This window comes from Microcoleus sp. N9_B4 (assembly GCF_036701635.1).
In the GTDB taxonomy this organism is placed as follows: Bacteria; Cyanobacteriota; Cyanobacteriia; order Cyanobacteriales; family Microcoleaceae; genus Microcoleus.
Window position 1 is genome coordinate 20,911 of sequence record NZ_JAUBRC010000036.1, and the last position, 23,800, is coordinate 44,710.

19 protein-coding genes are annotated in these 23,800 nt (G+C 46.9%); 10 read left to right on the forward strand and 9 right to left on the reverse strand.

The genetic code is table 11. The features are described from left to right. Nucleotides 1-131: 131 nt before the first annotated feature. The 3 genes from QUA43_RS21925 (at nucleotide 132) to QUA43_RS21935 (ending at nucleotide 8,359) form a co-directional block, all read left to right on the forward strand. The gene (locus tag QUA43_RS21925; RefSeq protein ID WP_333376461.1) at nucleotides 132-6,791 is read left to right on the forward strand and encodes a translocation/assembly module TamB domain-containing protein; all 6,660 of its coding nucleotides are present in this window, start codon (nucleotides 132-134) and stop codon (nucleotides 6,789-6,791) included. Between the two features lie 117 nt (nucleotides 6,792-6,908). Next, a complete protein-coding gene (locus QUA43_RS21930) occupies nucleotides 6,909-7,280 on the forward strand; it encodes a hypothetical protein (protein WP_333376463.1) in 372 nt (123 codons plus the stop codon). A 104-nt stretch (nucleotides 7,281-7,384) separates the two neighbouring features. Next, nucleotides 7,385-8,359, forward strand: a complete 975-nt coding sequence (locus QUA43_RS21935) for an Rpn family recombination-promoting nuclease/putative transposase (RefSeq protein ID WP_333376465.1) — start codon at nucleotides 7,385-7,387, stop codon at nucleotides 8,357-8,359. Between the two features lie 68 nt (nucleotides 8,360-8,427). Here the strand turns inward: QUA43_RS21935 and QUA43_RS21940 are convergent, their stop codons facing one another. The 6 genes from QUA43_RS21940 to QUA43_RS21965 form a co-directional block, all read right to left on the reverse strand. Further along, nucleotides 8,428-8,931 carry a DUF2243 domain-containing protein gene (locus QUA43_RS21940; protein ID WP_333376466.1) on the reverse strand — a complete coding sequence of 168 codons (504 nt, stop codon included), beginning with the start codon at nucleotides 8,929-8,931 and terminating at the stop codon, nucleotides 8,428-8,430. 251 nt (nucleotides 8,932-9,182) lie between these two features. Then, a complete protein-coding gene (locus tag QUA43_RS21945; RefSeq protein WP_333376467.1) occupies nucleotides 9,183-9,458 on the reverse strand; it encodes a type II toxin-antitoxin system PemK/MazF family toxin in 276 nt (91 codons plus the stop codon). Beyond that, nucleotides 9,452-9,700 (reverse strand): hypothetical protein, encoded by a 249-nt coding sequence (locus QUA43_RS21950; protein WP_333376469.1) that lies wholly within the window; start codon nucleotides 9,698-9,700, stop codon nucleotides 9,452-9,454. Before QUA43_RS21950 ends, QUA43_RS21945 begins: the two co-directional genes overlap by 7 nt. Nucleotides 9,701-9,821: 121 nt before the next feature. Continuing rightward, entirely contained in the window at nucleotides 9,822-10,046 is a 225-nt protein-coding gene (locus QUA43_RS21955) for a hypothetical protein (RefSeq protein WP_333376471.1), read from the reverse strand. Further along, nucleotides 10,033-10,329 carry a hypothetical protein gene (locus QUA43_RS21960; protein WP_333376472.1) on the reverse strand — a complete coding sequence of 99 codons (297 nt, stop codon included), beginning with the start codon at nucleotides 10,327-10,329 and terminating at the stop codon, nucleotides 10,033-10,035. The genes QUA43_RS21955 and QUA43_RS21960 overlap by 14 nt, the downstream gene beginning before the upstream one ends. Before the next feature lie 172 nt (nucleotides 10,330-10,501). Beyond that, nucleotides 10,502-11,857 carry a serine/threonine-protein kinase gene (locus QUA43_RS21965; RefSeq protein ID WP_333376474.1) on the reverse strand — a complete coding sequence of 452 codons (1,356 nt, stop codon included), beginning with the start codon at nucleotides 11,855-11,857 and terminating at the stop codon, nucleotides 10,502-10,504. Between the two features lie 294 nt (nucleotides 11,858-12,151). Here QUA43_RS21965 and ispG point away from each other — a divergent pair, with 294 nt between their 5' ends. Then, nucleotides 12,152-13,372: a (E)-4-hydroxy-3-methylbut-2-enyl-diphosphate synthase gene (gene ispG, locus QUA43_RS21970; protein WP_333376476.1), complete on the forward strand. Its 1,221-nt coding sequence runs from the start codon at nucleotides 12,152-12,154 to the stop codon at nucleotides 13,370-13,372. 316 nt (nucleotides 13,373-13,688) lie between these two features. Further along, the gene (gene ctpC / locus QUA43_RS21975) at nucleotides 13,689-15,044 is read left to right on the forward strand and encodes a carboxyl-terminal processing protease CtpC (RefSeq protein ID WP_333376478.1); all 1,356 of its coding nucleotides are present in this window, start codon (nucleotides 13,689-13,691) and stop codon (nucleotides 15,042-15,044) included. 102 nt (nucleotides 15,045-15,146) lie between these two features. On the opposite strand, the gene QUA43_RS21980 is transcribed toward ctpC, so the two are convergent. Further along, complete coding sequence (locus QUA43_RS21980; RefSeq protein ID WP_333376480.1) at nucleotides 15,147-15,332, reverse strand: DDE transposase family protein; 186 nt, start codon at nucleotides 15,330-15,332, stop codon at nucleotides 15,147-15,149. A 300-nt stretch (nucleotides 15,333-15,632) separates the two neighbouring features. On the opposite strand from QUA43_RS21980, the gene QUA43_RS21985 reads away from it, so the two are divergent. Continuing rightward, nucleotides 15,633-18,287 (forward strand): heavy metal translocating P-type ATPase, encoded by a 2,655-nt coding sequence (locus QUA43_RS21985; RefSeq protein ID WP_333376482.1) that lies wholly within the window; start codon nucleotides 15,633-15,635, stop codon nucleotides 18,285-18,287. 197 nt (nucleotides 18,288-18,484) lie between these two features. Here QUA43_RS21985 and QUA43_RS21990 read toward each other — a convergent pair whose 3' ends face one another. Then, nucleotides 18,485-18,832: a hypothetical protein gene (locus QUA43_RS21990; protein ID WP_190659999.1), complete on the reverse strand. Its 348-nt coding sequence runs from the start codon at nucleotides 18,830-18,832 to the stop codon at nucleotides 18,485-18,487. A 105-nt stretch (nucleotides 18,833-18,937) separates the two neighbouring features. Here QUA43_RS21990 and tmk point away from each other — a divergent pair, with 105 nt between their 5' ends. The 4 genes from tmk to QUA43_RS22010 all read left to right on the forward strand — a co-directional run bounded on the left by tmk (nucleotide 18,938) and on the right by QUA43_RS22010 (nucleotide 22,787). Then, the gene (tmk, locus tag QUA43_RS21995) at nucleotides 18,938-19,606 is read left to right on the forward strand and encodes a dTMP kinase (RefSeq protein ID WP_333376484.1); all 669 of its coding nucleotides are present in this window, start codon (nucleotides 18,938-18,940) and stop codon (nucleotides 19,604-19,606) included. A gap of 295 nt (nucleotides 19,607-19,901) precedes the next feature. After that, nucleotides 19,902-20,864: a DNA polymerase III subunit delta' gene (locus tag QUA43_RS22000; RefSeq protein ID WP_333376486.1), complete on the forward strand. Its 963-nt coding sequence runs from the start codon at nucleotides 19,902-19,904 to the stop codon at nucleotides 20,862-20,864. Nucleotides 20,865-20,903: 39 nt separating this feature from the next. After that, entirely contained in the window at nucleotides 20,904-21,377 is a 474-nt protein-coding gene (gene msrA, locus QUA43_RS22005; protein WP_333376488.1) for a peptide-methionine (S)-S-oxide reductase MsrA, read from the forward strand. Nucleotides 21,378-21,950: 573 nt separating this feature from the next. Continuing rightward, the gene (locus QUA43_RS22010) at nucleotides 21,951-22,787 is read left to right on the forward strand and encodes a metallophosphoesterase (protein WP_333376490.1); all 837 of its coding nucleotides are present in this window, start codon (nucleotides 21,951-21,953) and stop codon (nucleotides 22,785-22,787) included. Nucleotides 22,788-23,076: 289 nt separating this feature from the next. Here the strand turns inward: QUA43_RS22010 and rppA are convergent, their stop codons facing one another. Further along, nucleotides 23,077-23,763, reverse strand: coding sequence for a two-component system response regulator RppA (gene rppA / locus QUA43_RS22015; protein ID WP_333376492.1), 687 nt, complete (start codon nucleotides 23,761-23,763; stop codon nucleotides 23,077-23,079). Nucleotides 23,764-23,800 lie beyond the last annotated feature (37 nt).

Below are 23,800 nucleotides of genomic sequence, written 5' to 3' on the forward strand. Positions count from 1 at the left end.
ATCGGCACTTCCGACCTCACTTCTGAGTCTACCAAAGGCAGAAGCCACCCTGGCGAATCACAGAAATCATAACTGTCTAAAATCGGCTGATTCCCTTAATTCCTGAATTCTCTGATTTTTGAGAAACACCCATGACTAACTCGGACGACGACAAAAATCAACTCGCACCCCGTCCCCACCGCCGCTGGTGGCGTCTGCTGCTGCTTAGCGGTACGGGATTGACCATTCTCGGCTTGGTTGGGGTGGCCGTAGCACAGGCGTGGGTGCGGGAAAAGTTAGCTCCTTTGGTGGAAACTGAAGTCAGTCAGTTGCTGAAGCGGCCTGTGCAAATCGGACGTTTGGAGAGATTTTCTCCGACAAGTTTGCGGTTTGGCCGATCGACTTTACCTGCAACTCCAACCGATCCGGATTACGCTTCTACAGAAGCAGTGGAAGTGCAATTTTCAATCTGGCCACTGCTTTTCAACCGCACTCTCAAATTAGATATTACCTTAGTTAAACCCAACGCTTATATCGAACAGGATGCTCAAGGCCGCTGGGTTAATATTCCAACTGCAGAGCAAAAATCTCCGGGTTTATTTAAAACTGAAGTTGAGGCAATTCGAGCTGAAAATGTCGCCGCAGTTTTGGTGCCGAGTCCCGCAGTTGGGCAGAAAACTTCGGCTCCGATTTCTGTAAATTTGAAAAATGGCAGTGCTCTATTTCGCGATAAAAATCAGCGCGTTCTCTACGAACTCAACGGTCAGTTTACTAACAGCGATAATTTTATAGTAAAAGCGGATTCTTTCTTACCTGCGGCTCAAACTAACGTGCAGTTGCAAGGTCAAAATTTGCCTTTGCCCGACCTCGCTCGCTTGCTGAAGCTTCCCGGCATTTCTTTACAAAAAGGTCTTGCTAATGGGAATTTGACCGTGCAAGTGCGAGACAATAAATTATCTGGAATTACCGGAACCGCTAGTTTTGGAGGAGTGCAAGCGAGTATTTCTCCCCTGAAACAAATCATACAAAATAGCAGCGGTCAGTTGCGGTTTCAGGGAACTAATTTGATTGTCGATAGTCTGGCCGCTAATTACGGTTTAATTCCGTTGAGAATAGCAGGAACAGTTGCCACTGGAACTAATTTTAATCTCCAACAAGCTAGCTTCAATCTGACAACTAACGTGCAACCAGTTGCTTTGGCAAGTGTTGTCAGTACGGTGGAAACAGAGTTAGGGCAAAAAGTAGTATTACCCGTGGCTGTGGCGGGGGAAGTGAAGGCGGATGCCAAGCTGACTGGAACAGTTGCAATGCCGGTGCTGACAGGTACGATCGCCTCGACAAAACCCGCTACGGTCGATCGACTGCAATTAAACAATATTAGCACTAATTTCAAATTGGAACGCGGGAGAATGGCTCAAACCCCAACTCCCAATTCTCAATCTTCTATTCCCCCGTTTTCCTCTTTAGCTTTGACTTTGAGCGATATTTTGGTAGTGCCGGCAGCGGGTGGTAAAATTGGCGGTAAAGGTGAAGTCGATATCAGGTTGGGAAGTGAGAATTCGCGATCGGGTTTGGTGTTTGACTTCCAAGCTGAAAACGTGCCGGGAGATAATCTCGCCCAAATTTACACTCTCCCAATTCCTGCTACTGTTACAATTGGCAATGTCTCCGCAAAAGCTCAAATTTTCGGCCCGTTAGATAACATTCAAGCTAGAGTTCAATGGCAAGCACCGCAAGGGACTTTCCCCGCTGCGGGCGAAATTCGAGCCGGAGGAAATTCGGCGGATTTGCAAAATACGGTTGTGAAAATTGGCGACGCTTCTGTTAACGTGGATGCTGCGTTAACAGGCCGTCAATGGCAAGCTATGATCGAGGGCGATCGCGTGGATCTCAACAGTTTGCAGCAAGTCCTGCCAGACCTTAATTTGCCTCCTGAACTGGCGGGTTTGTTCAGCGGAACCGCCGAAGCTGCGGGAACTCTGGACGATTTGAGTTTAAATGCGATCGCTGCGACGGGCAAAGGAACGCTGAATATTGCTGACAGTATTGTTGACGTTAATGGCGAACTAGAATCGGGTAACTGGCAAGTTGTTGGCAACACAGAAAAAGTAGCTGTCAATCAATTGATTGATATTGGATTGCCGTTTTTAACACAGGAAACGACCGCCAATCTCGACAATCTAAAATCCAAAATCCAAAATCTAAAATCGCTCGGCGGGCAGCTAGCAGGTGAATTTCAAGTCGCGGGAAATGTTGACGATTTGACTGCCGGCGGACTCAATGTTAATGCCAACGGTAGGCTCAATTTTGCCGACAGCAATGTGAATTTAAACGGAGAATTGGTAGGGGGAAACTGGCAAGCAACAGCACAAACCGATCGCACTTCCATCAACCGCTTAGTAGATTTGACACTGCCGATTTTAGATGTGGCTTCAGCATTCAATCCCGAAAATCAGCAATCTGCCAATCTCAACAATCTAAAATCCAAAATCCAAAATCTAAAATCGATTGACGGACTGCTATCGAGTCAATTTACAGCATCGGGAAGTCTTGACAATTTGACTGCTAGCAGCATCAATGCCAGCGGCAACGGCAGACTCAATCTTGCCGACAGCAATGTGAATTTTAAAGGAGAATTGGCAGATGGAAATTGGCAGGGAACGGCAGAAACCGATCGCACTTCCATCAGCCGCTTAGTAGATTTAGGATTGCCGCTGTTAGATGTTGGCTTGGCTTTCACTGCTGACAATCCCCAAACAGTCGCCAACCTCAACAATCTAAAATCCAAAATCCAAAATTTCAAATCGCTTGACGGACAAATATCGAATCAAATTCAAGCCAGCGGCAATCTTGATAATTCAACCGCCGCCGATATTTCTGTAAACAGCAGCGGCCAACTCAATATAGGCGACGGTACTGTTGCTTTTAGAGGTAAATTAGAAGACAGACGCTGGCAAGCTTTCGCCGATGCCGATCGAGTTATTCTCAGCCGCTTAGAACAAACTGTTCGCAATCTCCAACTGTTTCCACTAACGGCGACTTTGCCTAAAGGATTTGACGGCAGAGTTAACGGCGAATTCCAAGCAGCGGGCAGTTTGGATAACTTGACAGCGAAGGGAATTAGTGGTAGCGGAGAAGGACGGATTTTGGTCGATCGACTCGGGGCGATCGATACTACGGCAAAATTGGAAAACGGCAACTTGCAAGCATTGCTGGAAACGAACGGAATTGCCGTCAGTAATTTAGAACAAACCCTCAAACAAACAGGTTTGCTGACAGCGGATTTACCGCCAGAAATTGACGGAACCCTCGACGGCCAAGTCCGCATTTTGGGAACAGTAGACAATCTCACCGCCAACGGCATCACCGCCAACGGCGACGGACAAATTCGACTCGCCAACGGCGGAGGAATTGTCAATGCTAAAGGCAGCGCCGCATCGGGGAATTGGCGCGCGTCAATCGAGGGCGAGCAAATTGCTCTAAGTCGCTTCCAGCAAGCCTTTGAAGCCCAGCGACAAAGCTTGCAAACCGGAGGTGTAGTCTCCGGTACCCAAAATCTTCCCCAGCTTGCAGGACTGTTTAACGGCAATATCAATTTATCCGGCCCGATTGCCGCTTCCCCACAAAATGTTCGCGCCGGCGGCAGTTTCCGCATCTCGGAATTGCCGTTTCTGAAACAACCTTTTGAGGCAGTATTTAATTGGGACGGCCAACGGGTGGAAATTGAGAACGCCACAACTCCCGGTTTGACAGCCAATGGCTTTGTTAACGTCGAACTCGCAGGTCAAGGAGGGCCCTCAATTTCCAACTTAGATTTGGATGTAAAACTCGCCAACTTTAACCTGGAAGCCTTACCAGCAGAACAGTTAGGATTTTTGTCTACAATTGCGGACAAAAATTCCTCACAGCAAAACCCACCCCTGCGCGGCAATGTCGATTTTACCGGCAGCCTCACCGGAACCCTTGCCGCCCTCAGCTTGGTTGGCGACGTGGAAGTGCGGGATTTAGCAGTAAATCAAATCGCTTTTGACCCGGTACTGGCGGGAACTGTGAATGCCGATGCTGGGAAAAGTGTAGATTTGCGTTTGGCCGGCGCCAGCGACAAAATCGAAGTAGCTTTAAATCAATCTTTTCTGCCGACATCTTTCTTAGTTCAACGCGGGGAATCTGTGGCTAGCGGCCAAACTGAGGGAGAAACTTTGCGAGTTAATTTAAGCGATTTTCCCCTCGCTGCTTTGAATTTATCACCGGGGAAAGAGGCGGGTTTGGGGCCGATAACTGGCACGGTTTCGGGACAAGTGAATGTGCCCGGTTGGAAGATGCCGTTAAATCCGGCGACTTTACAAGCAACCGGACAAATTGCGATCGCCCAACCGGCGATCGGCTACATTAAAGGTGACAGTTTCCAAGCGGAATTCAGTTACGCTAACGGCAGCGCTACTCTCACAAATGGCATATTCCGCCAAGGCAGCGGTCAATACTTAATTTCCGGCAATGTTCAAACAGGCGCCAACCCGCAATTTGCCGGGAAAGTTAACGTCCAGCAAGGCAATTTGCAGCAGGTTTTAACCGCTTTGCAATATTTCAATTTAGGCGACTTGGCTAGAGGTATAAAACCTCCCGTTTACGGTGACAGTGGCGACGTGCAAACTGTAGCAGTGGGAGAACCGGAAGCCCCGCTAATTGAACAGTTGCGCCGTTTGGCAGAAATTGAAATACTTTTGCAGCAGCAGCAAGCAGTGGAAGCATCAGAAAAATTGCCTCCCTTATCCCAATTGCAAGGCACTTTTGGTGCGGAAATTGCTGTCGCCGGTTCTTTGCAAACGGGCGTGCAAGCTCAATTTAACGTGAAAGGCGATAACTGGCAGTGGGGACAATATGTCGCAGAAAAGTTCAGCATTGAAGGCAGTTTTCAGGAGGGAATTTTAACTGTTTTGCCTTTGGAAATTCGATCGGGCAAAAGTGCGATCGGCTTTTCGGGACAACTCGGGCAAAAAGGTCAATCCGGGCAGTTGCGGGTAGAAAATGTGCCCGTGGAAGAGTTGGCAAAACTGGTGGAATTGCCTTTTGTGGATGTCACGGGAAATTTGAATTTGCGGGCGAATTTGGCCGGCAGTTTGGAAAACCCGCAAGCCACCGGGGAATTGAGTTTGGTTGACGGTACGTTAAACGGAGAACCGATTAAACAAGCCGACGGCAGTTTCAGTTACAGCAACGCCCGCCTGAATTTTGGCGGCAGCGCTTTGGTAACTCAAACCGAACCGATTGAAGTGCAGGGAAGTTTGCCTTTTGAGTTGCCGTTTGCAGCGGTGAAGGCTGACAGCAATCAAATTGATTTGAGGGCGAATTTGCAAAATGAAGGTTTGGCAATTATTAATGTATTGACTCCGCAAGTTGCGTGGGTCAGCGGCAAGGGACAGGTGCAAATTCGCGTGGGAGGAACGCTGCAAGACCCTGTAGCGCAAGGAATTGCAAATTTTGAAAATGCAACTGTCCGCGCGCAAGCCTTCCCAGAACCGCTGACAGGGCTGACTGGGACGGTGCGCTTTGAGGGCGATCGTATTCGGGTAGAAGGAATTCGGGGACAGTTGAGTCAGGGAGAAGTTGTCGCCGCTGGCGTGATTCCGCTGTCTGTGCCGTTTGCGGAGGGCGATGTCGATGCGGATAATCCTTTGGCTGTAAATTTAGACAAGTTGGCAGTGAACCTCAGAGGATTGTACAGCGGCGGCGTAGTCGGTCAAGTGCTGGCAAGGGGCACGGCTAGGCGTCCGCAGTTGAGCGGTAATATTGAACTGTACGACGGCGAAGTATTTCTGCCCAGTGCCGGCGGCGGCAGAACTGAGTTAGCTTCTTCCTCTTCTGCTTCTGATTCTGATTCTGATTCCACATCTTCTGCTTCTCCTGCGACTGATGTTTCTGCTTCCCCTTCCCCTTCCCCTTCCCCTTCCCCTTCCCCTTCCTTTGAAGTTGGATTGAACGATTTGCGGCTGAATTTGGGCCGGGGAATTCGGGTAACGAGTGCGCCGATATTGAGTTTTCAGGCGACTGGGGGCTTGACGGTGAATGGAACTTTAGATGACCTTCGCCCGGAGGGTACGATTCGGTTGACTTCGGGGTCGGTGAATTTGTTTACGACGCAGTTTAGACTCGATCGAGGATACCCGCAGACTGCTACCTTTGTACCAGGACAAGGACTCGATCCGACGCTGGATGTGAGATTAGCAACTTCGGTGCAGGAAGTAACGCGGTTCCGCAGTCCCGGCACATCTGTAGCTTCTGAAATAGCAGACGAACCGACAAGTTTCGGCAATGTGCGGAGTGTCCGAGTTCAAGCGTTAGTGCAGGGAAGGGCTTCTCAGTTGGGGGAAAATCTGGAGTTAAGGAGTTCTCCGAGTCGATCGGAAATAGAGATTGTAGCGCTATTGGGCGGCAGTTTCGTGCAGACTTTGGGACAGGGAGACAGTACACTGGCGATCGCAAATTTAGCTGGTGCGGGTTTATTGAACAACCTTCAATCTGCGGTTACAAACGCCACAGGATTGAGCGAATTTCGCTTATTTCCCACTCGGATTAGAGGCAACGAAGCACAAAGTGCTAGTTCCAGTTCTGGTGCGGGTTCTCTCGGTTTAGGTTTAGAAGTTGGGTTTGACATCACGCGCAATATTTCAGCATCAATCATTCGAGTTTTGTCAGCAAATCAACCGACAGAATTTACTGTGCGTTATCGATTGAGCGATAAACTTTTACTCAGGAGTTCCAGTAATTTTCAAGGAGACAACCGCGTCACTGCTGAATATGAATTGAGGTTTTAGGCATCAGCCAACAGCCAACAGCCAACAGTTACCAATTTCTAAATAATTTGCTATAATAGTAACAGCAGCAAATTGGTACTGCAAACCCCGCACACAAGGTTATAGGAGTTAAGTCAAATGGCAAACCAACTCCAAGTAAAAACAGAGTCGATCGGCTACAGCGACTTTTACTGGAACCGCTTTAGTCCGAGAGTTGCTACTATCAGCAGCGTCCGCAACGCCAATCATTGGGACGGCGGATTTATCACCTATATTGCATTTCCCACCAAAGTCGAAGCTACAGCAGCAATGAAATATTTGCTCTTGCATCAAAAAGCTGGTGATGTCGATATGCGGAAAGCCAAGCGAATGAAAGCAAAAGGCATTCGGTGGGAACTCAAAATTCGGGGTTTAGCTTTTAATGAAGTGCTGAAACTGGCAACAATGGATATAACTGGAAAGCTAGTTATGTCGCCTGCAACTACTACTGAAGCACAGGCTGATAATTGAAAAACTTCGTAGTTGCGCTAAGCGTGCTAAAGCGCAACTACCAACCTAAAAATCCCTAAAATATTGCATTTTCCTTCTTCCCTCTTCCCTCTTCCTTCTATAATATGCGTTTCATCAGCCCCAAAACAGACTTTGCATTCAAAAAAATATTCGCTTCTTCCGAACATCCAGAAATTCTCATCAGCTTCCTAAATGCAATGCTGTATAACGGAGAACCAACAATCCAAGAAATAGAAATCATTGACCCTTATTCAGCAGGCAGCGTTACAGGATTGAAAGACACTTACCTGGATGTCAAAGCCAAGATTACCGGCAACAAAACCGTGATTGTTGAAATGCAGGTACTCAACGTCGCCGCCTTTGAAAAACGGGTAGTATACAATGCAGCCAAAACCTATTCTACTCAACTCAAAGCTGGAGAAGGTTATTTAAAGTTAAATCCGGTCATTGCTTTAACCATCACCGACTTTATCTTATTTGAAAATACTAGCAAACTAATTTCTAACTTTGAATTCACAGAAACCGAAGAGAAATTCGTTTATCCCAACTGCGAGTTGAAATTAGTGTTTGTCGAGTTACCGAAATTTAAAAAAGAATTAAATGAACTCGAAAACCTGCCGGAAAAATGGATCTACTTTATGAAAAACGCGCCCTCTTTGGAAGCAGTACCAGATACATTGGGGTCTATTGAAGAGATTAATACCGCGCTGGGAATTGCCAACCGAGCAAATTTGACACTTGACGAATTGAATGATGTAGACAAGCGAGAAATGTTTATCCAAGACCAAATCGGGTCTGTGATGAAAGGGATAGAAATTGGTCTACAACAGGGGATTGAACAGGGAATACAACAAGGAATCGAACAGGGAATCGAACAGGGAATCGAAAGGGGTAAAATTGAGGGGGAAATAGGATTAATTATGCGTCAGATAGTGCGGCGGGTGGGTGAGGTTACACAGGAAGTTCAAACTCGCATCCAGGGGTTATCTGGGGAACAGTTAGATGATTTAGGAGAGGCTTTGTTGGATTTTAGGAGTCAAGAGGATTTGATGGCGTGGTTGGATTCGGCGGCGGGATGAAGTGATGAGTTAAAAAGACAGTCAGGGATTTTTGCGGATTTGGTATAATTCCTAATCTCTGGATTCATTTAAACTTTAGTATCTGCGGGAACTTCACTTTGTACCAGCATCCAACCTAACAGCGCTAAAATAAGACCGAGGACGAGAAATCCCAAATCCCAAGCTAACTCGTTGATACCGGGTTTGACGTGGTGGATTCCCAAAATTTGATGGTCAACCATGCCTTCTACAAAGTCAAACAATCCAGCACCGATTAATATTGAACCCAAAAAAGTTTGAGTTGACAAAGGAACATCTTTGCGCTTAACAGCACGCCACAAACAGAAGATTCCCGCTACTGTTACCAACCAATCCGCAGCGTGAAACAATCCATCTCCGAGGGTATTTAATTCTAAACCGGCAACAGTAGCATCGGTTTTAACGCTGCTAAACATATGGTGCCACTGGAGGAGTTGGTGCAGCACAATGCCGTCAAAAAAGCCGGATTGACCGATACCGAGGAGAATTCCTGCGATAATTAGAGGTCGGCGGTTGTTAGCTGCGGTGGTTGGTGCGTTTGTGCGATCGTCCAATGGAAAACCTCAGATGCTTTAACTGCTGAGCCTGGGTCTGTGAAGGGATTTGCCAGTACATTTTTTAGTTTTGCTGGGGAGGAGGGGCGATCGCATCATCCGCGAGATAGATTTCTAGATACTCTTGATGCTTAATGCCAACTACAAATCTAGTTTATAATGTGATTAACTATTCATCAACAGTCATATTCTCAAACAAAATAGGTTGAATTCGCCTCAAAACTTCCTCAATTATATCTGATCGACATTCACTAAGAAAACTTGCCTGCCTTGCGCGATAATCTTGCATAACGCAGTTGATCCGTCATAATTACACCTGTTATCGTTTCACCTTCGGGAATGGGAACATAAAACGGATTTTTGCGTTGTGTGTTGCTGATGGGACAAACAAACACAAACCCCATTTTTCGGTTAAATTTAGTTTGACTCACAACCAGTGCAGGTCTAGTCCCCATTTGTTCGTGTCCTGCTTGAGGGTCAAAATTGAGGCGAATAAAATGACCTCGTTCGGGGATATAGTTTACCAAACTTCCTCTCCTTCTGGTTTTCCCCAAGAGACTTCTTCGCTAGATTCTATTTCGCCTGCCAATAATTCATCTAGGGTATACTTTGATATTTTATTATTTACAAGCTCTATGACCAGTTTCCCATTTTCTATGCTGCAAATTACTGAATCTTCGACTTGAAGGTTGAGAAACTTTACTATGTAGTCTGGTATTGGCAAAGCCAAGGAATTACCTAATTTGCTGATGTGTATTTTAGCTGTCATACATTTGCGATGTTAACACTCAGGTTGATTTATTGTAATACAAGATTGGGCGGGGCGGGTTGATTGAGATTGCTGTTTATCAACATAGATGTTGGTGAACCCGCCTCTACACAACCTTTGTCTATGCAAATACTGCTTCTACGGCTTTCGGCAATTCAATCGGCACGAAATATGCGGCTGGATACAAATAATCTTCGCCGGATTCATCAATAACTCGGATAAATTGATGTTCCGCAGCGCGATTATCGGGTATGATTCGATAAATTTTTCGCACTTCCAAGGATGCTTGATAGTCTTGATTGTCAATGCAAACTACAAATTGTGTTTCTAAGTTAAACTTCAACATATTTGCATAAAGTAGTCAGTTCAGAAGCAGTTGCATCTGTCAACAAAATCGTCCCCTCAGTTGTCAATTCCCATCTATCGCGAGGTGAACCTGTTTCTATATATCGCTGAACCAAGCCATCAGCAGCCAGTTTTTTTAAGACAACCATCATGTCAGGTTCTCGCGGTACATCTCGACGGGAAAGTGCATTCGCGAGTTCGTACCAACTCCACTTTCCTTGACCTTTAGCTACTAATTCCAGCAGCACTAATTCAAGCTGGGTTAATTTAGTTAGGTTTTTCATTCTTTGGCATAAAATTTATCTTCGCTAATTGTTACAACCCACAAGTTGCTGGTAGCCTTTTAGCCCAGTCCGGTGAGTGCCAGGTATCGGAAACGTAGAACTGGCGTGGTTTCGTGGTTTATGCCTTTGTAATAAATCTTCACGAAACCCTGTAACGCTTAGATGTTAAACTTTACAAGTCTCGACGCGAGAGAAGAGAAATATTTCCCCGCCATCCCATCGACACCAGTGTACCTAAAAAACCTCTCCGGGCCGGGAGGTGTCCTTCTGGTGCTTTGGTGTTGAATTTTAGATCATTATAATCTAACCAACCACTTTTCCCAACGCGCCAACCTACGCGATCGCCATACGCTTCCCATATTTCTCTATCATATTTCCTGGTCCCCCCCAGACTTTGATAAATGCGTTTCTGCACCGAAAAGCCGAAAAGTCCATTACTGTTTTTTACCCAAAGTTGGTCTATCGTTCGCAAGTCCTCACAGGGAAATTGATCGAGATATTCCTCCTTCAGCCAGCCTTCACTTGTTCTATCCGCTACTTCCAGCATTTTTTTGATCGTTTCCTGATCCGCTTCTTTCCATTTTCCGCTAGCCAACAGCCGATCGAGTTGACGATAATCGACTCCTTTTGCTGAAATCAATTTTACAGGTTGTGGCGGTGGCTGCGGGCTAGGAATCGTTGGCCGAACAACCCCTTTTGGCCTCTCATTGCCAATAGGAGGTTGGGGAAGCATAGCCAACCATTCTTGAACCGACTGAGGGCGCTTTATCGCATCCATTTCCATCCCTTGAAGAATTGCCTCATTCACTTCATCGCTGATGCAGGAATTAATCTGAAGAGGCGACTTTAAAGGATGCTTCAAACCTCTCAAGTCCGCACCAGTTGGCGATGTTTTCGTTAGCAGATAGTATAGCGTTGCCGCCAGAGCATAAACATCTGTGTACTGAGCAAATTTTCCAAATCGGCCGTACTGTTCAGGAGGAGCAAAACCCTGTGTCAGTTCAACAGTGATTTCCTGAGTGCGATTGGGAATAAAACCACGCGCCAAACCAAAGTCAATCAAAACTGCATATTGATTGTCACGCACCATAATGTTTTGTGGCTTGATATCCCGATGGAGCAAACCTTTGTCGTGAACTACTATTACGGCTTCTCCTACTTGACGGACGTAGTTTAAAGCTTCTGTTTCTGACAGAATACCGCGCCTTTTCACCCATTTCCACAAATCTTCTCCTGCCACATATTCCATCGCAATGCAAGGGAAATCATCGTGAGTGAAGTAGGTGTCTATTTGCACAATATTGGGATGCTTGCACACAGCTAGTAGTAGCGCCTCATCGTGAAATTTGTCCCGATACCTGGAAAAATTTGGATGGCTCAATAAGTCGTCTTTCAGCGTTTTGATGACAACCCGCTGCCTGTTTTGCGCCTTGTGCGCTAGGTACGTGACCCCAAAGCCACCCTCACCTAACTTGTCTTCAATGATATACCGATCGCCATTTAAGCGCTGCCCCGGTGTCCAAACCATTCTCCTCACCGCCAACCAATATTAATTTTTATCTCGGCCTAGCCTGTATTTTAACTGTATTTTCTAAGTTGGGTTTAGTTCCACGGGCCCAACTTCATGGCGCTTTCCCGGTGATGGTTGGCTTTTAGTTCGATCGCCCTTTTCCGACATAATTCGATCGACAAATTCGCAGCAATCTCATTAAGAATCATAAATCGTAAAACCTGTTTGTCCAAACAGACCCTTTCTATGGCAACCTGAAAAACAGCAGACACATTTTTATAGACCTTAGTAACAAAACTCTACCAACCAGTTATGCAAACTCTGCCGAATCCCACTAAAACCCCCACCACCGAACCAACCTTCGACACCACCATCAAACGCCGCAAAACCCGACCAGTCAAAGTCGGTAGCGTCACCATCGGCGGGGGCAACCCCGTCGTCGTACAGTCGATGATCAACGAAGACACCCTCGACATCGACGGTTCAGTCGCCGGAATTCGGCGCTTGCACGAGATTGGCTGCGAAATCGTCCGCGTCACCGTGCCCAGCATGGCCCACGCCAAAGCTTTAGCGGAAATCAAGCAAAAACTGCACGCCACCTACCAACCCGTGCCCCTCGTGGCCGATGTCCACCACAACGGCATGAAAATTGCCCTGGAAGTCGCCAAACACGTAGACAAAGTGAGAATCAATCCGGGACTTTACGTGTTCGAGAAGCCGAAAGCCGACAGAACCGAATACACCGACGCCGAATTCGCGGAAATTGGCGAAAAAATCCGCGAAACCCTCGAACCTCTGGTGATTTCCCTGCGTGACCAAGGCAAAGCTTTGCGAATCGGCGTCAATCACGGTTCCCTCGCCGAACGGATGCTTTTTACCTACGGCGACACGCCCGAAGGCATGGTGGAATCGGCCCTGGAATTCATCAAAATTTGCGAATCCCTCGACTTCCGAAATATCGTAATTTCCCTGAAAGCCTCCCGCGCGCCTGTGATGGTGGCTGCTTACCGCTTGATGGTGCACCGGATGGACGAACTCGGCATGGATTACCCGCTGCATTTGGGCGTCACGGAAGCAGGAGACGGCGAATACGGCCGCATCAAATCCACCGCAGGCCTGGCACCTTTGTTAGCTGACGGTATCGGCGACACCATCCGGGTCTCGCTGACAGAGGCCCCAGAAAAGGAGATTCCCGTTTGCTACAGCATTCTGCAAGCCTTGGGACTGCGGAAAACGATGGTTGAGTATGTCGCTTGTCCTTCCTGCGGTCGCACTTTGTTTAATTTAGAGGAAGTGTTACACAAAGTGAGAGAGGCGACGAAGCATCTCACGGGTTTGGATATAGCAGTAATGGGCTGTATTGTCAATGGCCCGGGAGAAATGGCTGATGCTGATTACGGCTACGTCGGGAAGCAACCGGGTTATATTTCGCTGTACCGGGGCCGGGAAGAAATTAAGAAGGTGCCGGAAGACCGAGGCGTGGCAGAATTGATTGATTTGATTAAATCGGACGATCGCTGGGTCGATCCTTAATTGCTGTTGATCGCTCCTAATGCCTGTTGTTAAACCCGGAGATCCCCCCTAACCCCCCTTAGTAAGGGGGGGACAAGAGCGCTCAAAGTCCTTGTTAAGGGGGGGACAATAACGCTCTAAGTCCCCCTTCTTAAGGGGGATTTAGGGGGATCTAGGCTTCGATACAAACGAGAAAGACAGAGGGTTTCACTCTTAAGTTGATACCGCAGAACTCGGCAAAGTTGAATAATATATGTACGCCAACTACGACCGAGCCTTGCCTGTGTTAGATTGAGCGTAATTATTCTGAACTCTTTTCCTCCCGCGCGTCACACAAATGGTTATAACAAAACGAGGGCTTGTTCTAAGTGCAGCAGCGGTGGTACTCACTGCCGTAACTCTTGCGAACACTGGTTGCAGTTCTAAATCTCTGGCTTCTTTTCGGGGAAGCCCTAAAGAGTTAGTTGATGAAGTTTGGCAGATTATTGACAAAAGTTATGTGGATGGCACTTTTAACCAGGTTGACTGGAAAGCGGTGCGGAATGATTATTTGAACCGGACTTATACCAGCGACGAGGAAGCTTACAAAGCTATTCGGGAAATGCTGAAGAAGCTGGACGATCCTTATACGCGGTTTATGGATCCTCAAGAGTTCAGAAATATGCAGGTTGACACTTCTGGGGAACTGACAGGAGTTGGGATTCAGTTGACTCAAGACGAGGAAACTAAGAAGTTGGTGGTGATTTCGCCGATCGAAGATACCCCTGCTTTTAGTGCTGGTATTCTGGCAAAAGATATCATTACTAAGATTGACGGCAAGAGCACAGAAGGCATGGATACGAATCAAGCAGTAAGTTTGATTCGCGGTCAGGTGAATACTGAGGTGACGCTGACTATTTTGCGGGGAAACAAGGAATTAGACTTTAAACTGAAACGCGCTAAAATTGAAATTCATCCTGTGCGGAAGTCGGTGCAGAAAACTCCCATCGGAGAAGTCGGCTATATTCGCTTAAATCAGTTTAGTGCCAATGCTGCATCGGAAATGCGATCGGCAATTAAGGATTTGGAACAGAAAAAGGTGACGGGCTATATTTTAGACTTGCGTTCCAATCCCGGCGGGTTGCTGTACGGAAGTATTGAAATTGCTCGGATGTGGCTCAAAGAAGGTACGATCGTCTCGACGGTCGATCGAGTCGGCGAGGCCGATAAACAAACGGCAAATAAAGCAGATCTCACAAACAAACCGTTAGTTGTACTGGTAGACGGCGGTTCAGCAAGTGCTAGCGAGATTCTATCCGGTGCTTTGCAAGACAACAAACGCGCGGTTTTGGTGGGAACAAAGACGTTTGGTAAAGGTTTAGTTCAGTCAGTACGCGGCGTGGGAAATGGTGCCGGTTTAGCGGTGACAATTGCCAAGTATTTTACTCCCAACGGCACTGATATCAACCACGCCGGGATTGAACCGGATTTTAAGGTAGAACTCACCGACGCTCAAAAACAGGAATTGAGGCGCGATCGCGATAAAATTGCTACGACGGCCGATCCGCAGTACGCGAAAGCTATGGAAGTTTTGACACAGCAAGTTACTGGTAAAACAGGGAACAATAAGGCGGAGTCGAAACCGAATGCTACCCCACCTAAGCCGACTGCGGCGCAGGCAAAACCGAGTGCAGCACCTTCTAAATCTAGATAGAAAACCTGTGTAGGGTTTCAGTTAAAAAAAGCATTCGGGGGAAGATTTACGGCTAAAAGCCAAGATTTTAAACTCGAATGCTTCGCTATTTTTGGCAATCCGTCATTGCGGCTGGCATTTGCCGGCGCGAATTAATCCGATGCGGCGGGCTATGGCATCTTCGGGCGAATCGTAAGGGCCCCACTTTTCAATAATACTGGGGTTTTGTTCTTCGAGTTGGGCGATCTGCAAAATCTCGCAATTACCGGCAGGACGTTTGATAATATAAAATTTGGGTGTTTCTGTCATAGCTAAATTCGTGAAATAAAAGCTGGATACTAACTAGGCAATTGGCTCATTATATCAAATAGGGAAACGGCACTGCCGTACCCAAAGTGTGTCTTAGCATTAAACTCGCATTCCGACAGTAGTTGAAACCCCTGCCCGACGAAGGATTTAACCGCCTGCAACTAATAAGAATTAAAAAAAACTAACACTTTTGGAAGATGCCACAATATTTATCTATGATAAAAATATAGACATTTGTCTAAACAGTGCATTAAACCCTTTCAGAACTACCCAAATATTCTAATCAATACCAAAAAAACCATGCAATTTTTGCCAAAAACAATTCCCGAAATTCAACCAGAAATCCTACCAGTTAAAGAATCACCGCCAGAACTTGTTACTTTCGATGTCGGCGGGATGAAATGTGCCGGCTGCGCGAAAGCTGTGGAACGCCAACTCATGCAGTATTCAGGCGTCATTTCAGCTTGCGTTAACTTGGCCGTAGAAGTCGCGACGGTTGAGTGTCAACCGGGGGCTGTCGATGCAGAGGCTTTAGCGAAAAAGTTGACTGATAATGGATTTCCCTCTCAGTCTCGTTTAGGTGAAAATCAGCGGGAAGCAGAAGCGGCAACAATCGAACGGCGACGGCAAGAAATTCGACAGCAAATCAAGCAATTGACGATCGCCCTTATCCTAATTATTCTATCCGGTTTAGGTCACGTACTCGGCACAAAAGCCCCAATTCTCAGCAATATTTGGTTTCACTGGGGACTCGCCACCCTAGCTTTGCTGCTACCGGGCCGCCCGATTATTGTTGACGGGTGCCGCAGTTTGTGGCGAAATGCACCCAACATGAATACTTTGGTAGCTTTAGGCGCTGTTACAGCTTACACCGCTAGCAACGCGGCGCTGCTGTTTCCACGGATGGGATGGGAGTGCTTTTTTGACGAACCGGTGATGCTGCTGGGCTTTATTTTGTTGGGCAAAACTCTCGAACAGCAAGCCAGACGGCGCGCTGCATCTGCTTTGCAAGCTTTAATCGCATTGCAACCTGCGAAAGCCCGCTTAGTTGATTTTAAACTCTCGACTTTAGATTTGCGATCGGAAGAATTGCCTTTAAATTCGACATCAGAGGTCTACGATCCACAATACATTGAAATTCCAGCCGATCGCGTCCGAGTCGGAGAATGGCTGCAAGTTTTGCCAGGAGAAAAAATACCGGTAGATGGTGAAGTCTGCGAAGGCAAAACAACTATAGATGAGTCGATGCTGACTGGCGAATCAATGCCGGTTTTGAAGCAACCAGGAGATACAGTTGCCGCCGGAACTATCAATAAATCCGGGGCAGTTGTGATGCGGGCAACTCGCACCGGTAAAGAAACAACTGTAGCTCAAATGGTAGCTTTGGTGCAGGCAGCCCAAACTCGCAAAGCGCCGATTCAAAATTTAGCTGATACTGTGGCGGGATATTTTGTGTATGGGGTAATGGGGATATCGGTTTTAACTTTCCTATTTTGGTATTTGGCCGGCACTCATATTTGGCCTTCTGTGCTTCTAGGACACGGGGCAATGGATATGGGACACGGGGCAATGAATATGGGAAATGAATTGCCTATTATCCATTATCAATCGCCTTTGCTGTTAAGTTTGAAATTGGCGATCGCAGTTTTAGTCATTGCTTGTCCTTGCGCTTTGGGACTGGCTACCCCAACTGCAATTTTAGTCGGTTCTGGCATCGGGGCGGAGCGCGGGCTTTTAATTCGCGGTGGTGATGTTTTAGAACGGGTGCATCAATTAGATACGGTGGTTTTTGACAAGACTGGCACTCTGACAACCGGAAATCTCACACTCACAGATTATTTGCCGATTTTCCAGAATTCGGAGTGGGATTTGAACTCAGATATTAATGTTGGCAACAGGCAAGATGCCTGTTCCACAATTGATGGATTTTCTGGAGACAAACAAGATGTTTGTTCCACAATTGATGGGGTTTCTGGCAACAAACAAGATGTTTGTTCCACAATTGATGGAGTTTCTGGAGACAAACAAGAGGTTTGTTCCACAATTGATGGAGTTTCTGGTAACAGGCAAGATGCCTGTTCCACAATTGACTCAAAACTGCTGCAAATTGCGGCGGCGGTGGAAAGGGGCGCTTGTCATCCCATCGCTGCAGCGATTTTGCTGGAAGCTCAACAGCAAGGTTTGCCGCTGCTAGCTGCTGAGGATTTCTGCACGGAACCGGGCTTGGGGGTTTCGGCTTTGGTGGAGGGCCGGCGCGTGTTCGCGGGGAATGCCGAGTGGATGAAGGAGCAGGGGGTCGCTGTGGCGACGGAATTGTCGGGGTCTTTGCAAGGCAAAACGGCGGTTTACGTGGCTTCTGGGGGCGTTTTGCTGGGGGTAATCGGGCTAAAAGATACTCTGAGGCCGGATGCTAAGGCTGCGGTGGAACGTTTGCGGAGCATGGGATTGCGGGTGATGATGCTGACGGGGGATACGCCGTCGGCGGCGGCGGCGACGGCGCAGCAGCTAGATTTGATGGCGGCTGATGTTTTGGCCGGGGTGCGGCCGGAGGGGAAGGCGAGGGCGATCGCGACTTTGCAAGCCCAAGGCTGTAAAGTGGCTGTGGTGGGGGATGGTATCAATGATGCGCCGGCTTTGGCTCAAGCTGATGTCGGTATCGGTTTGCACTGTGGCACTGATGTCGCAGTTGAAACTGCTCAAATTGTGCTGATGCGAAATGCTTTGATGGATGTTGTTGAGTCGATCGAGCTGGGGCGCGCTACTTTTAATAAGATTCGCCAAAATTTATTTTGGGCTTTTGGTTACAATACTCTGGGAATTCCGGTGGCCGCGGGTATCTTGCTGCCTGCAACCGGAATTCTACTCAGTCCTGCGGCGGCCGGAGCATTTATGGCGTTTAGTTCAGTTAGCGTGGTTACAAATTCTTTGCTGCTGCGCCGGGGATTTCGAGCTTAAATTTAGGGATTGCATATAAAAGTCGGAGGCCATCGGTCATTAGTTAGAAATTAATGACTGATGACCTCATCCCAAGAGGGAGACAAACCCCTCACACTAGGAGTCGAGAGCCAAGAAGTTTCCACCTTAGTTAGAACCCCCTGATTCATCTGTAGAGTCAAGCGAAAATCTCACACCTCAAATTGACTGACTGATGGCTAGAGTGCCATACTTTCCAAAAGTCGCCAGTTATTGTTGTTCATAATTGAACGACTCACTAGCTCGAACATTTGACGGCAGTGGTTGTTGGTTTGCAGGGGCAGTTCTTCGTTTTTAATCACGAAGTTCATGCGAACCTCTGAGTCGCTAGCCGTGTTTTTCTCAATTAGGACTTCTGCGGTGACAAGTTTGGCAATGGAAACTTGACCGGGAAGCTCGCGAGCCATGACGGAATCTCCTGTATTGTAGATAATATCAAGATTGCATGACTCTAAAATTTCAATCAGGGATTGACGGAGACGGTCGATCGGAACGGCAACGATAAAAAAACCAGTATAGCGAGCCATAGACAACTCCAGCCGTGAGGCATTTAGACTTTATTATCATACCGAACCTAGAACAGATGCACAGAACAATATGGATTTATTTTATTCAGGTGGAAAGTTAGGGCAATGAAAGGCAAACTTATCGTGTTTGAGGGGGTTGAAGGTGCGGGTAAAACTACGCAAATGCAGCGGTTGATACAGTTCCTGCAAGCAAGTTGCTCTCTGAGAGTCCGCTTGGTGGCTACTCGTGAACCGGGGGGTACTGAGCTGGGAAGGGGACTGCGACATTTGCTGCTGAAACAAGATGGGGGCGAATCTGTATCCGATCGAGCAGAATTACTCATGTATGCTGCCGATCGCGCTCAACACGTCGAAACTTTTCTCAAACCCGAGTTATCTAAGGGAACGATTGTTTTATGCGATCGTTTTACTGACTCTACGATCGCTTATCAGGGCTACGGCCGCGGTCTTAAGTTAAATTTAATTAAGCAGTTGAATGAAATTGCCACCGGCGGCTTGGAAAGCGATCTGACTTTGTGGCTGGATATTAATGTGGAGGCGGGTTTGGCGAGGGTAAAAGCTCGGGGAGGGTGCGATCGGATCGAGCAAGCTGATTTGAAGTTTCACCGCCTTGTGCAGCAAGGTTTTGCGGAGTTAGCCGAGGAAAATAAATCTCGAATTGTCCGGATAAATGCCGATCGGCCTGAATATGAAGTCGCTCAGGAAATTCAAGCTATTGTAACTAGCAGGTTAGAAGCTTGGGGATATTTAAATAATACCAATTCTGAAAAGTAAGCTTACATAGATAGCCAGAAACCGGGTTTTTTACGAAATATTTGCTAAAAATCCTCAAGTTCGAGGAAAAACCCGGTTTCTTCGTTGTAACTAACTCACCATAGGGTAGCGGGGCAAAATTCTTGAATAGGTAGTCATTACATTCAGTGCCCCTGACGCACCCTACAATAACTTCCTTCTGTCAACTGAATACTGTCAACTGTCAACCCTTCGACTGCGCTCTTCGGGCAAGCTGTCAACTGTCAACTGTCAACTGTCAACTGTCAACTGTCAACTGTCAACTGTCAACTGTCACATGAATTATTTCACATCATTAATCGGACAAGAGCGAGCAGTAGAATTGCTAACACAAGCAGTCGAGCGAAACCGAATTGCTCCTGGTTATTTATTTGTCGGCTCTAACGGCATCGGCAAAAGTTTAGCCGCTCAGTGTTTCATCGAGCTGTTATTCTCAGCCAATCTTCCCGAAACCAGACTCATAGCCTCCGTGCAAAATCGCGTGCAGCAGCGAAATCATCCAGACTTACTTTGGGTAGAACCAACTTACATGAACCAAGGTAAACGGCTTACGCCAAAGGAAGCAGAGGAAGCCGGTTTAAAGCGGAAAGCACCCCCACAAATTCGCTTAGAACAAGTTCGAGAAATCGGTGATTTTCTCAGCAGACCGCCGCTAGAAGCTGCGCGTTCAGTCGTAGTTTTGGAACAAGCAGAAACAATGGGTGAGGGAGCCGCTAACGGCTTGTTGAAGACATTGGAAGAACCGGGAAAAGCAGCCCTCGTTTTAATTGCTCCGACTGTGGAAGTTTTGTTGCCAACTTTGATTTCCCGTTGCCAAAAAATCCAGTTTTCTAGGCTGAATCCCGAAGCAATGGCACAAGTTTTGCAGCAAGCCGGATTCGCGGAGATTTTGGAGCATTCCGAGGTACTGGGGATGGCTCAGGGCAGTCCTGGCGAGGCAATTGCTATTTGGCAGCAACTGCAATCAATACCCGATGATTTGCTGCAAAAGGTGAAGCAGTTGCCTCAAAATCTGCGATCGGCTTTGGAATTGGCCAAGGAAATTGATAAAACTTTAGATACTGAATCTCAGTTGTGGTTAATCGATTATTTACAACACTGTTATTGGCAGCAATTTTTGGCAGGGGGAATTAGTCGATCGCCCTTAGAGCCCTTGGAGAAAGCACGACAATATTTGCTAAACTACGTACAGCCGCGATTAGTTTGGGAATGCACACTGATGGGAATATGTCAAGCATAATTTAGTGCCAAGTTTGAACCCAATACGATGAGTAACACGATGGAAAAAGCCACATTTGCCGCCGGTTGTTTTTGGGGAGTTGAACACAAGTTTCGCGCCGTTGCGGGTGTCGTCTCAACTGCTGCGGGCTATACAGGAGGTCACTGGCCGAATCCTTGCTACCTCGATGTTTGCGCCAGAGTCACCGGTCACGCTGAATCTGTGCTGATAGAGTACGATCGATCGCAGGTGAGTTACGAAGCACTGCTAGATGTATTCTGGAACTGTCACGATCCTACCCAAATCAATCGCCAAGGCCCCGACAGAGGCGAACAGTACAGGTCGGTGATTTTTTATCACAATTCCGAACAAGAAAAAGCCGCTCGCGCATCCAAACAAAAATTGCAAATTTCCGGTAAATACGACAAAGATATTGCCACCGAAATCAAACCTGCGGGGGAATTTTATATGGCAGAGGATTACCACCAGCAATATATTGAGAAGAAGCGGCTTTCGTCAAAAGTTATTAGTTAAAAAGTAGGCAGACGCGACAAAAAATAAAATATCATAGGGGTGGGTAAGGCAATACTCTATACTAGCCACCAGTTTATTTTTAATACAAAACTCTGCCTCCTCCAAGCCATGTTGATTTTCACCTACTCAGTAATAAATCATTAGTTATGAGATAGTGTTTGGCAGTGCCAATCCTCCCGTGGTATACCAATGCGATGGCGATGCGGCACCAATCTCAGTTTTGACAATTGCTAAAAGAATATAGATGCGGGGCGGGGAATGCCACTCTGAAGAGGATTGATAGCGTTTTAAACAGCTTGTTACCTGAGTCATAATATTATAAAATGCTGTAGTAGTTGGGCGCGTAAAATCCCAACAATTTTGCAAGAAATCCTAAATGAAGATTGGGAACCTATGTTTCAATTCTCTTGAGGTAATCCCACTTTTTGCATCTAGGATTGTAGTCATTAGTCAGCAATTATTAGTCATTAGTCGGATGACAGGAGGAAAAGGGAAGAATATCTACTTTTGCAGTCTTGCCTGTTTATTTGCTAAGCTAGAGGTGGCGCTCTGTCATCAATAAACCTTAGATTTATGCACAGGTTATTAACTGGAAAACTGCGAGTAGAGTATTTAACAATACCGATCGCCAATCTTCCAGCAAATCTATCCGGTACTAAAATTGTACAGCTTACTGACTTTCACTATGACGGGGTGCGGCTGTCGGAATGGTTGCTAGAAGAGGCGATTGCAGCAGCCAATGCAGCCGAACCCGACCTTATTTTTTTAACTGGTGACTTTATTACCTACGATCCCGCACCTATTTACGGCTTAGTGCAGCGATTGAAAAACTTGCAAAGTCGAGTGGGAATTTACGCGGTTTTGGGCAATCACGACCACTATTGGCCGAGGGCAAAAACAGAGGTTGCTAATGCTTTAAATAGCGTCGGGATTCGGGTTTTGTACAACGAAGCAATCTATCCTTTGGGGTCAGAATTGGCTTTAGTTGGGTTGGCAGATTTTTGGTCGGGCGATTTTGCACCTGAACCTGTAATGGCATCAATAAATCCCGCGATCCCTCGGATTGTCTTGTCTCACAATCCTGATACTGCTGAAAAGCTGCAAAATTGGCGAATAGATTTGCAGTTGTCTGGGCACACTCACGGCGGTCAAATCGTTATTCCCGGTATCGGGCCTTTGTACGCTTGGGTCAGAAAAATTGGCTATTTGATTCCTAAACGAATCCGAAAGTTCATTCCTTTTATGTCGGCTTGGGATCGAGTAGTTACTCACTGGGAATGGGCTAGCGGTTTGCATTCGGTTGGGAGTAATTTGCTGTACGTGAATCGCGGTTTGGGAACTTATGCGCCCGGGAGGCTATTTTGTCCCCCGGAGGTGACAGTAATTACTTTGGTTTGTCAAGATACGTAAAGGCTGGCTTAGGGTGCATACTTTCCCGATAAGAGATAATATAGCCGAAGGAAGAAGGAAGTTCGGCAACGGATTATGTAACGGATGTAACGGATGTAATGGATGCCAGGAAGAGGGAAGTTCGGCAACTGATTGTGTAACGGATGTAACGGATGTAACGGATGTAACGGATGTCAGGAAGAGGGAAGTTCGGCAACGAGCACTGTACAAGATGTAACGGATGTAATGGATGTCAGGAAGAGGGAAGAGGGAAGAGGGAAGAGGGATTTTTTTACAATTGCTATTATTTTTAATTGGCTTCTCCAAAGCGATAGCCTCTGCCGTAGACTGTGTGGATTAGCACAGATTCGCCCGCGGCTTCTATTTTGCGGCGCAGCAGGCGAATTTGAGCTGCTAATACATTGCTGCTGGGTTTTTCTGCTTCACTCCACAAATACTGGTGGATTTGTTCGTGTGTTAGCAATTGACCGGGATGGCGCATGAAGTATTCTAACAACTGACATTCTTTTTCTGATAAATCAATTGTGCGATCGCCCCGATAAGCTAATTGATTGTCGTAGTCTAGCTGTAAATCTGCAACTTGCAGCCGCCCGACAGCAACCTCGGCATCAAAAGTAGGAGGCCGCCGCAGCAAGGCGCGGACTCTGGCTAGCAGTTCTCGCAGTTCAAAAGGTTTGACTAAATAGTCGTCTGCACCGGCGTCGAGTCCTTGTACGCGATCGTCTACGGTATCTTTGGCGGTGAGAAATAGGACTGGTGTATTCCGTCCTTGCGATCGCAAATTCTGACAAATTGCTAGTCCGGTTTGTCTCGGCAGCATCCAATCCAAAATTAGCAAATCGTAATTGCCCTGCATTGCTAAATTGCCGCCACTTTGTCCATCAAATGCCACATCAACTGTATAACCTTCGCGGCTTAAGACTCGACTTAAAGGGTCAGTTAACTCAACTTCATCATCAACTAAAAGAATCCGCATCCTGATTTTATATTTGAGACTTGAGATTTGATATTTT

Coding starts and splice junctions, on each gene's coding strand:
- QUA43_RS21925 (WP_333376461.1), top strand. CDS start 132: ATGACTAACTCGGACGACGACAAAAATCAACTCGCACCCCGTCCCCAC.
- QUA43_RS22010 (WP_333376490.1), top strand. CDS start 21,951: ATGCACAGGTTATTAACTGGAAAACTGCGAGTAGAGTATTTAACAATA.
- QUA43_RS21960 (WP_333376472.1), bottom strand. CDS start 10,329: ATGAAAAACCTAACTAAATTAACCCAGCTTGAATTAGTGCTGCTGGAA.
- QUA43_RS22000 (WP_333376486.1), top strand. CDS start 19,902: ATGAATTATTTCACATCATTAATCGGACAAGAGCGAGCAGTAGAATTG.
- QUA43_RS21930 (WP_333376463.1), top strand. CDS start 6,909: ATGGCAAACCAACTCCAAGTAAAAACAGAGTCGATCGGCTACAGCGAC.
- rppA (WP_333376492.1), bottom strand. CDS start 23,763: ATGCGGATTCTTTTAGTTGATGATGAAGTTGAGTTAACTGACCCTTTA.
- QUA43_RS21955 (WP_333376471.1), bottom strand. CDS start 10,046: ATGTTGAAGTTTAACTTAGAAACACAATTTGTAGTTTGCATTGACAAT.
- QUA43_RS21950 (WP_333376469.1), bottom strand. CDS start 9,700: ATGACAGCTAAAATACACATCAGCAAATTAGGTAATTCCTTGGCTTTG.
- QUA43_RS21965 (WP_333376474.1), bottom strand. CDS start 11,857: ATGGTTTGGACACCGGGGCAGCGCTTAAATGGCGATCGGTATATCATT.
- msrA (WP_333376488.1), top strand. CDS start 20,904: ATGGAAAAAGCCACATTTGCCGCCGGTTGTTTTTGGGGAGTTGAACAC.
- ctpC (WP_333376478.1), top strand. CDS start 13,689: ATGGTTATAACAAAACGAGGGCTTGTTCTAAGTGCAGCAGCGGTGGTA.
- QUA43_RS21990 (WP_190659999.1), bottom strand. CDS start 18,832: ATGGCTCGCTATACTGGTTTTTTTATCGTTGCCGTTCCGATCGACCGT.
- ispG (WP_333376476.1), top strand. CDS start 12,152: ATGCAAACTCTGCCGAATCCCACTAAAACCCCCACCACCGAACCAACC.
- QUA43_RS21980 (WP_333376480.1), bottom strand. CDS start 15,332: ATGACAGAAACACCCAAATTTTATATTATCAAACGTCCTGCCGGTAAT.
- QUA43_RS21935 (WP_333376465.1), top strand. CDS start 7,385: ATGCGTTTCATCAGCCCCAAAACAGACTTTGCATTCAAAAAAATATTC.
- QUA43_RS21985 (WP_333376482.1), top strand. CDS start 15,633: ATGCAATTTTTGCCAAAAACAATTCCCGAAATTCAACCAGAAATCCTA.
- tmk (WP_333376484.1), top strand. CDS start 18,938: ATGAAAGGCAAACTTATCGTGTTTGAGGGGGTTGAAGGTGCGGGTAAA.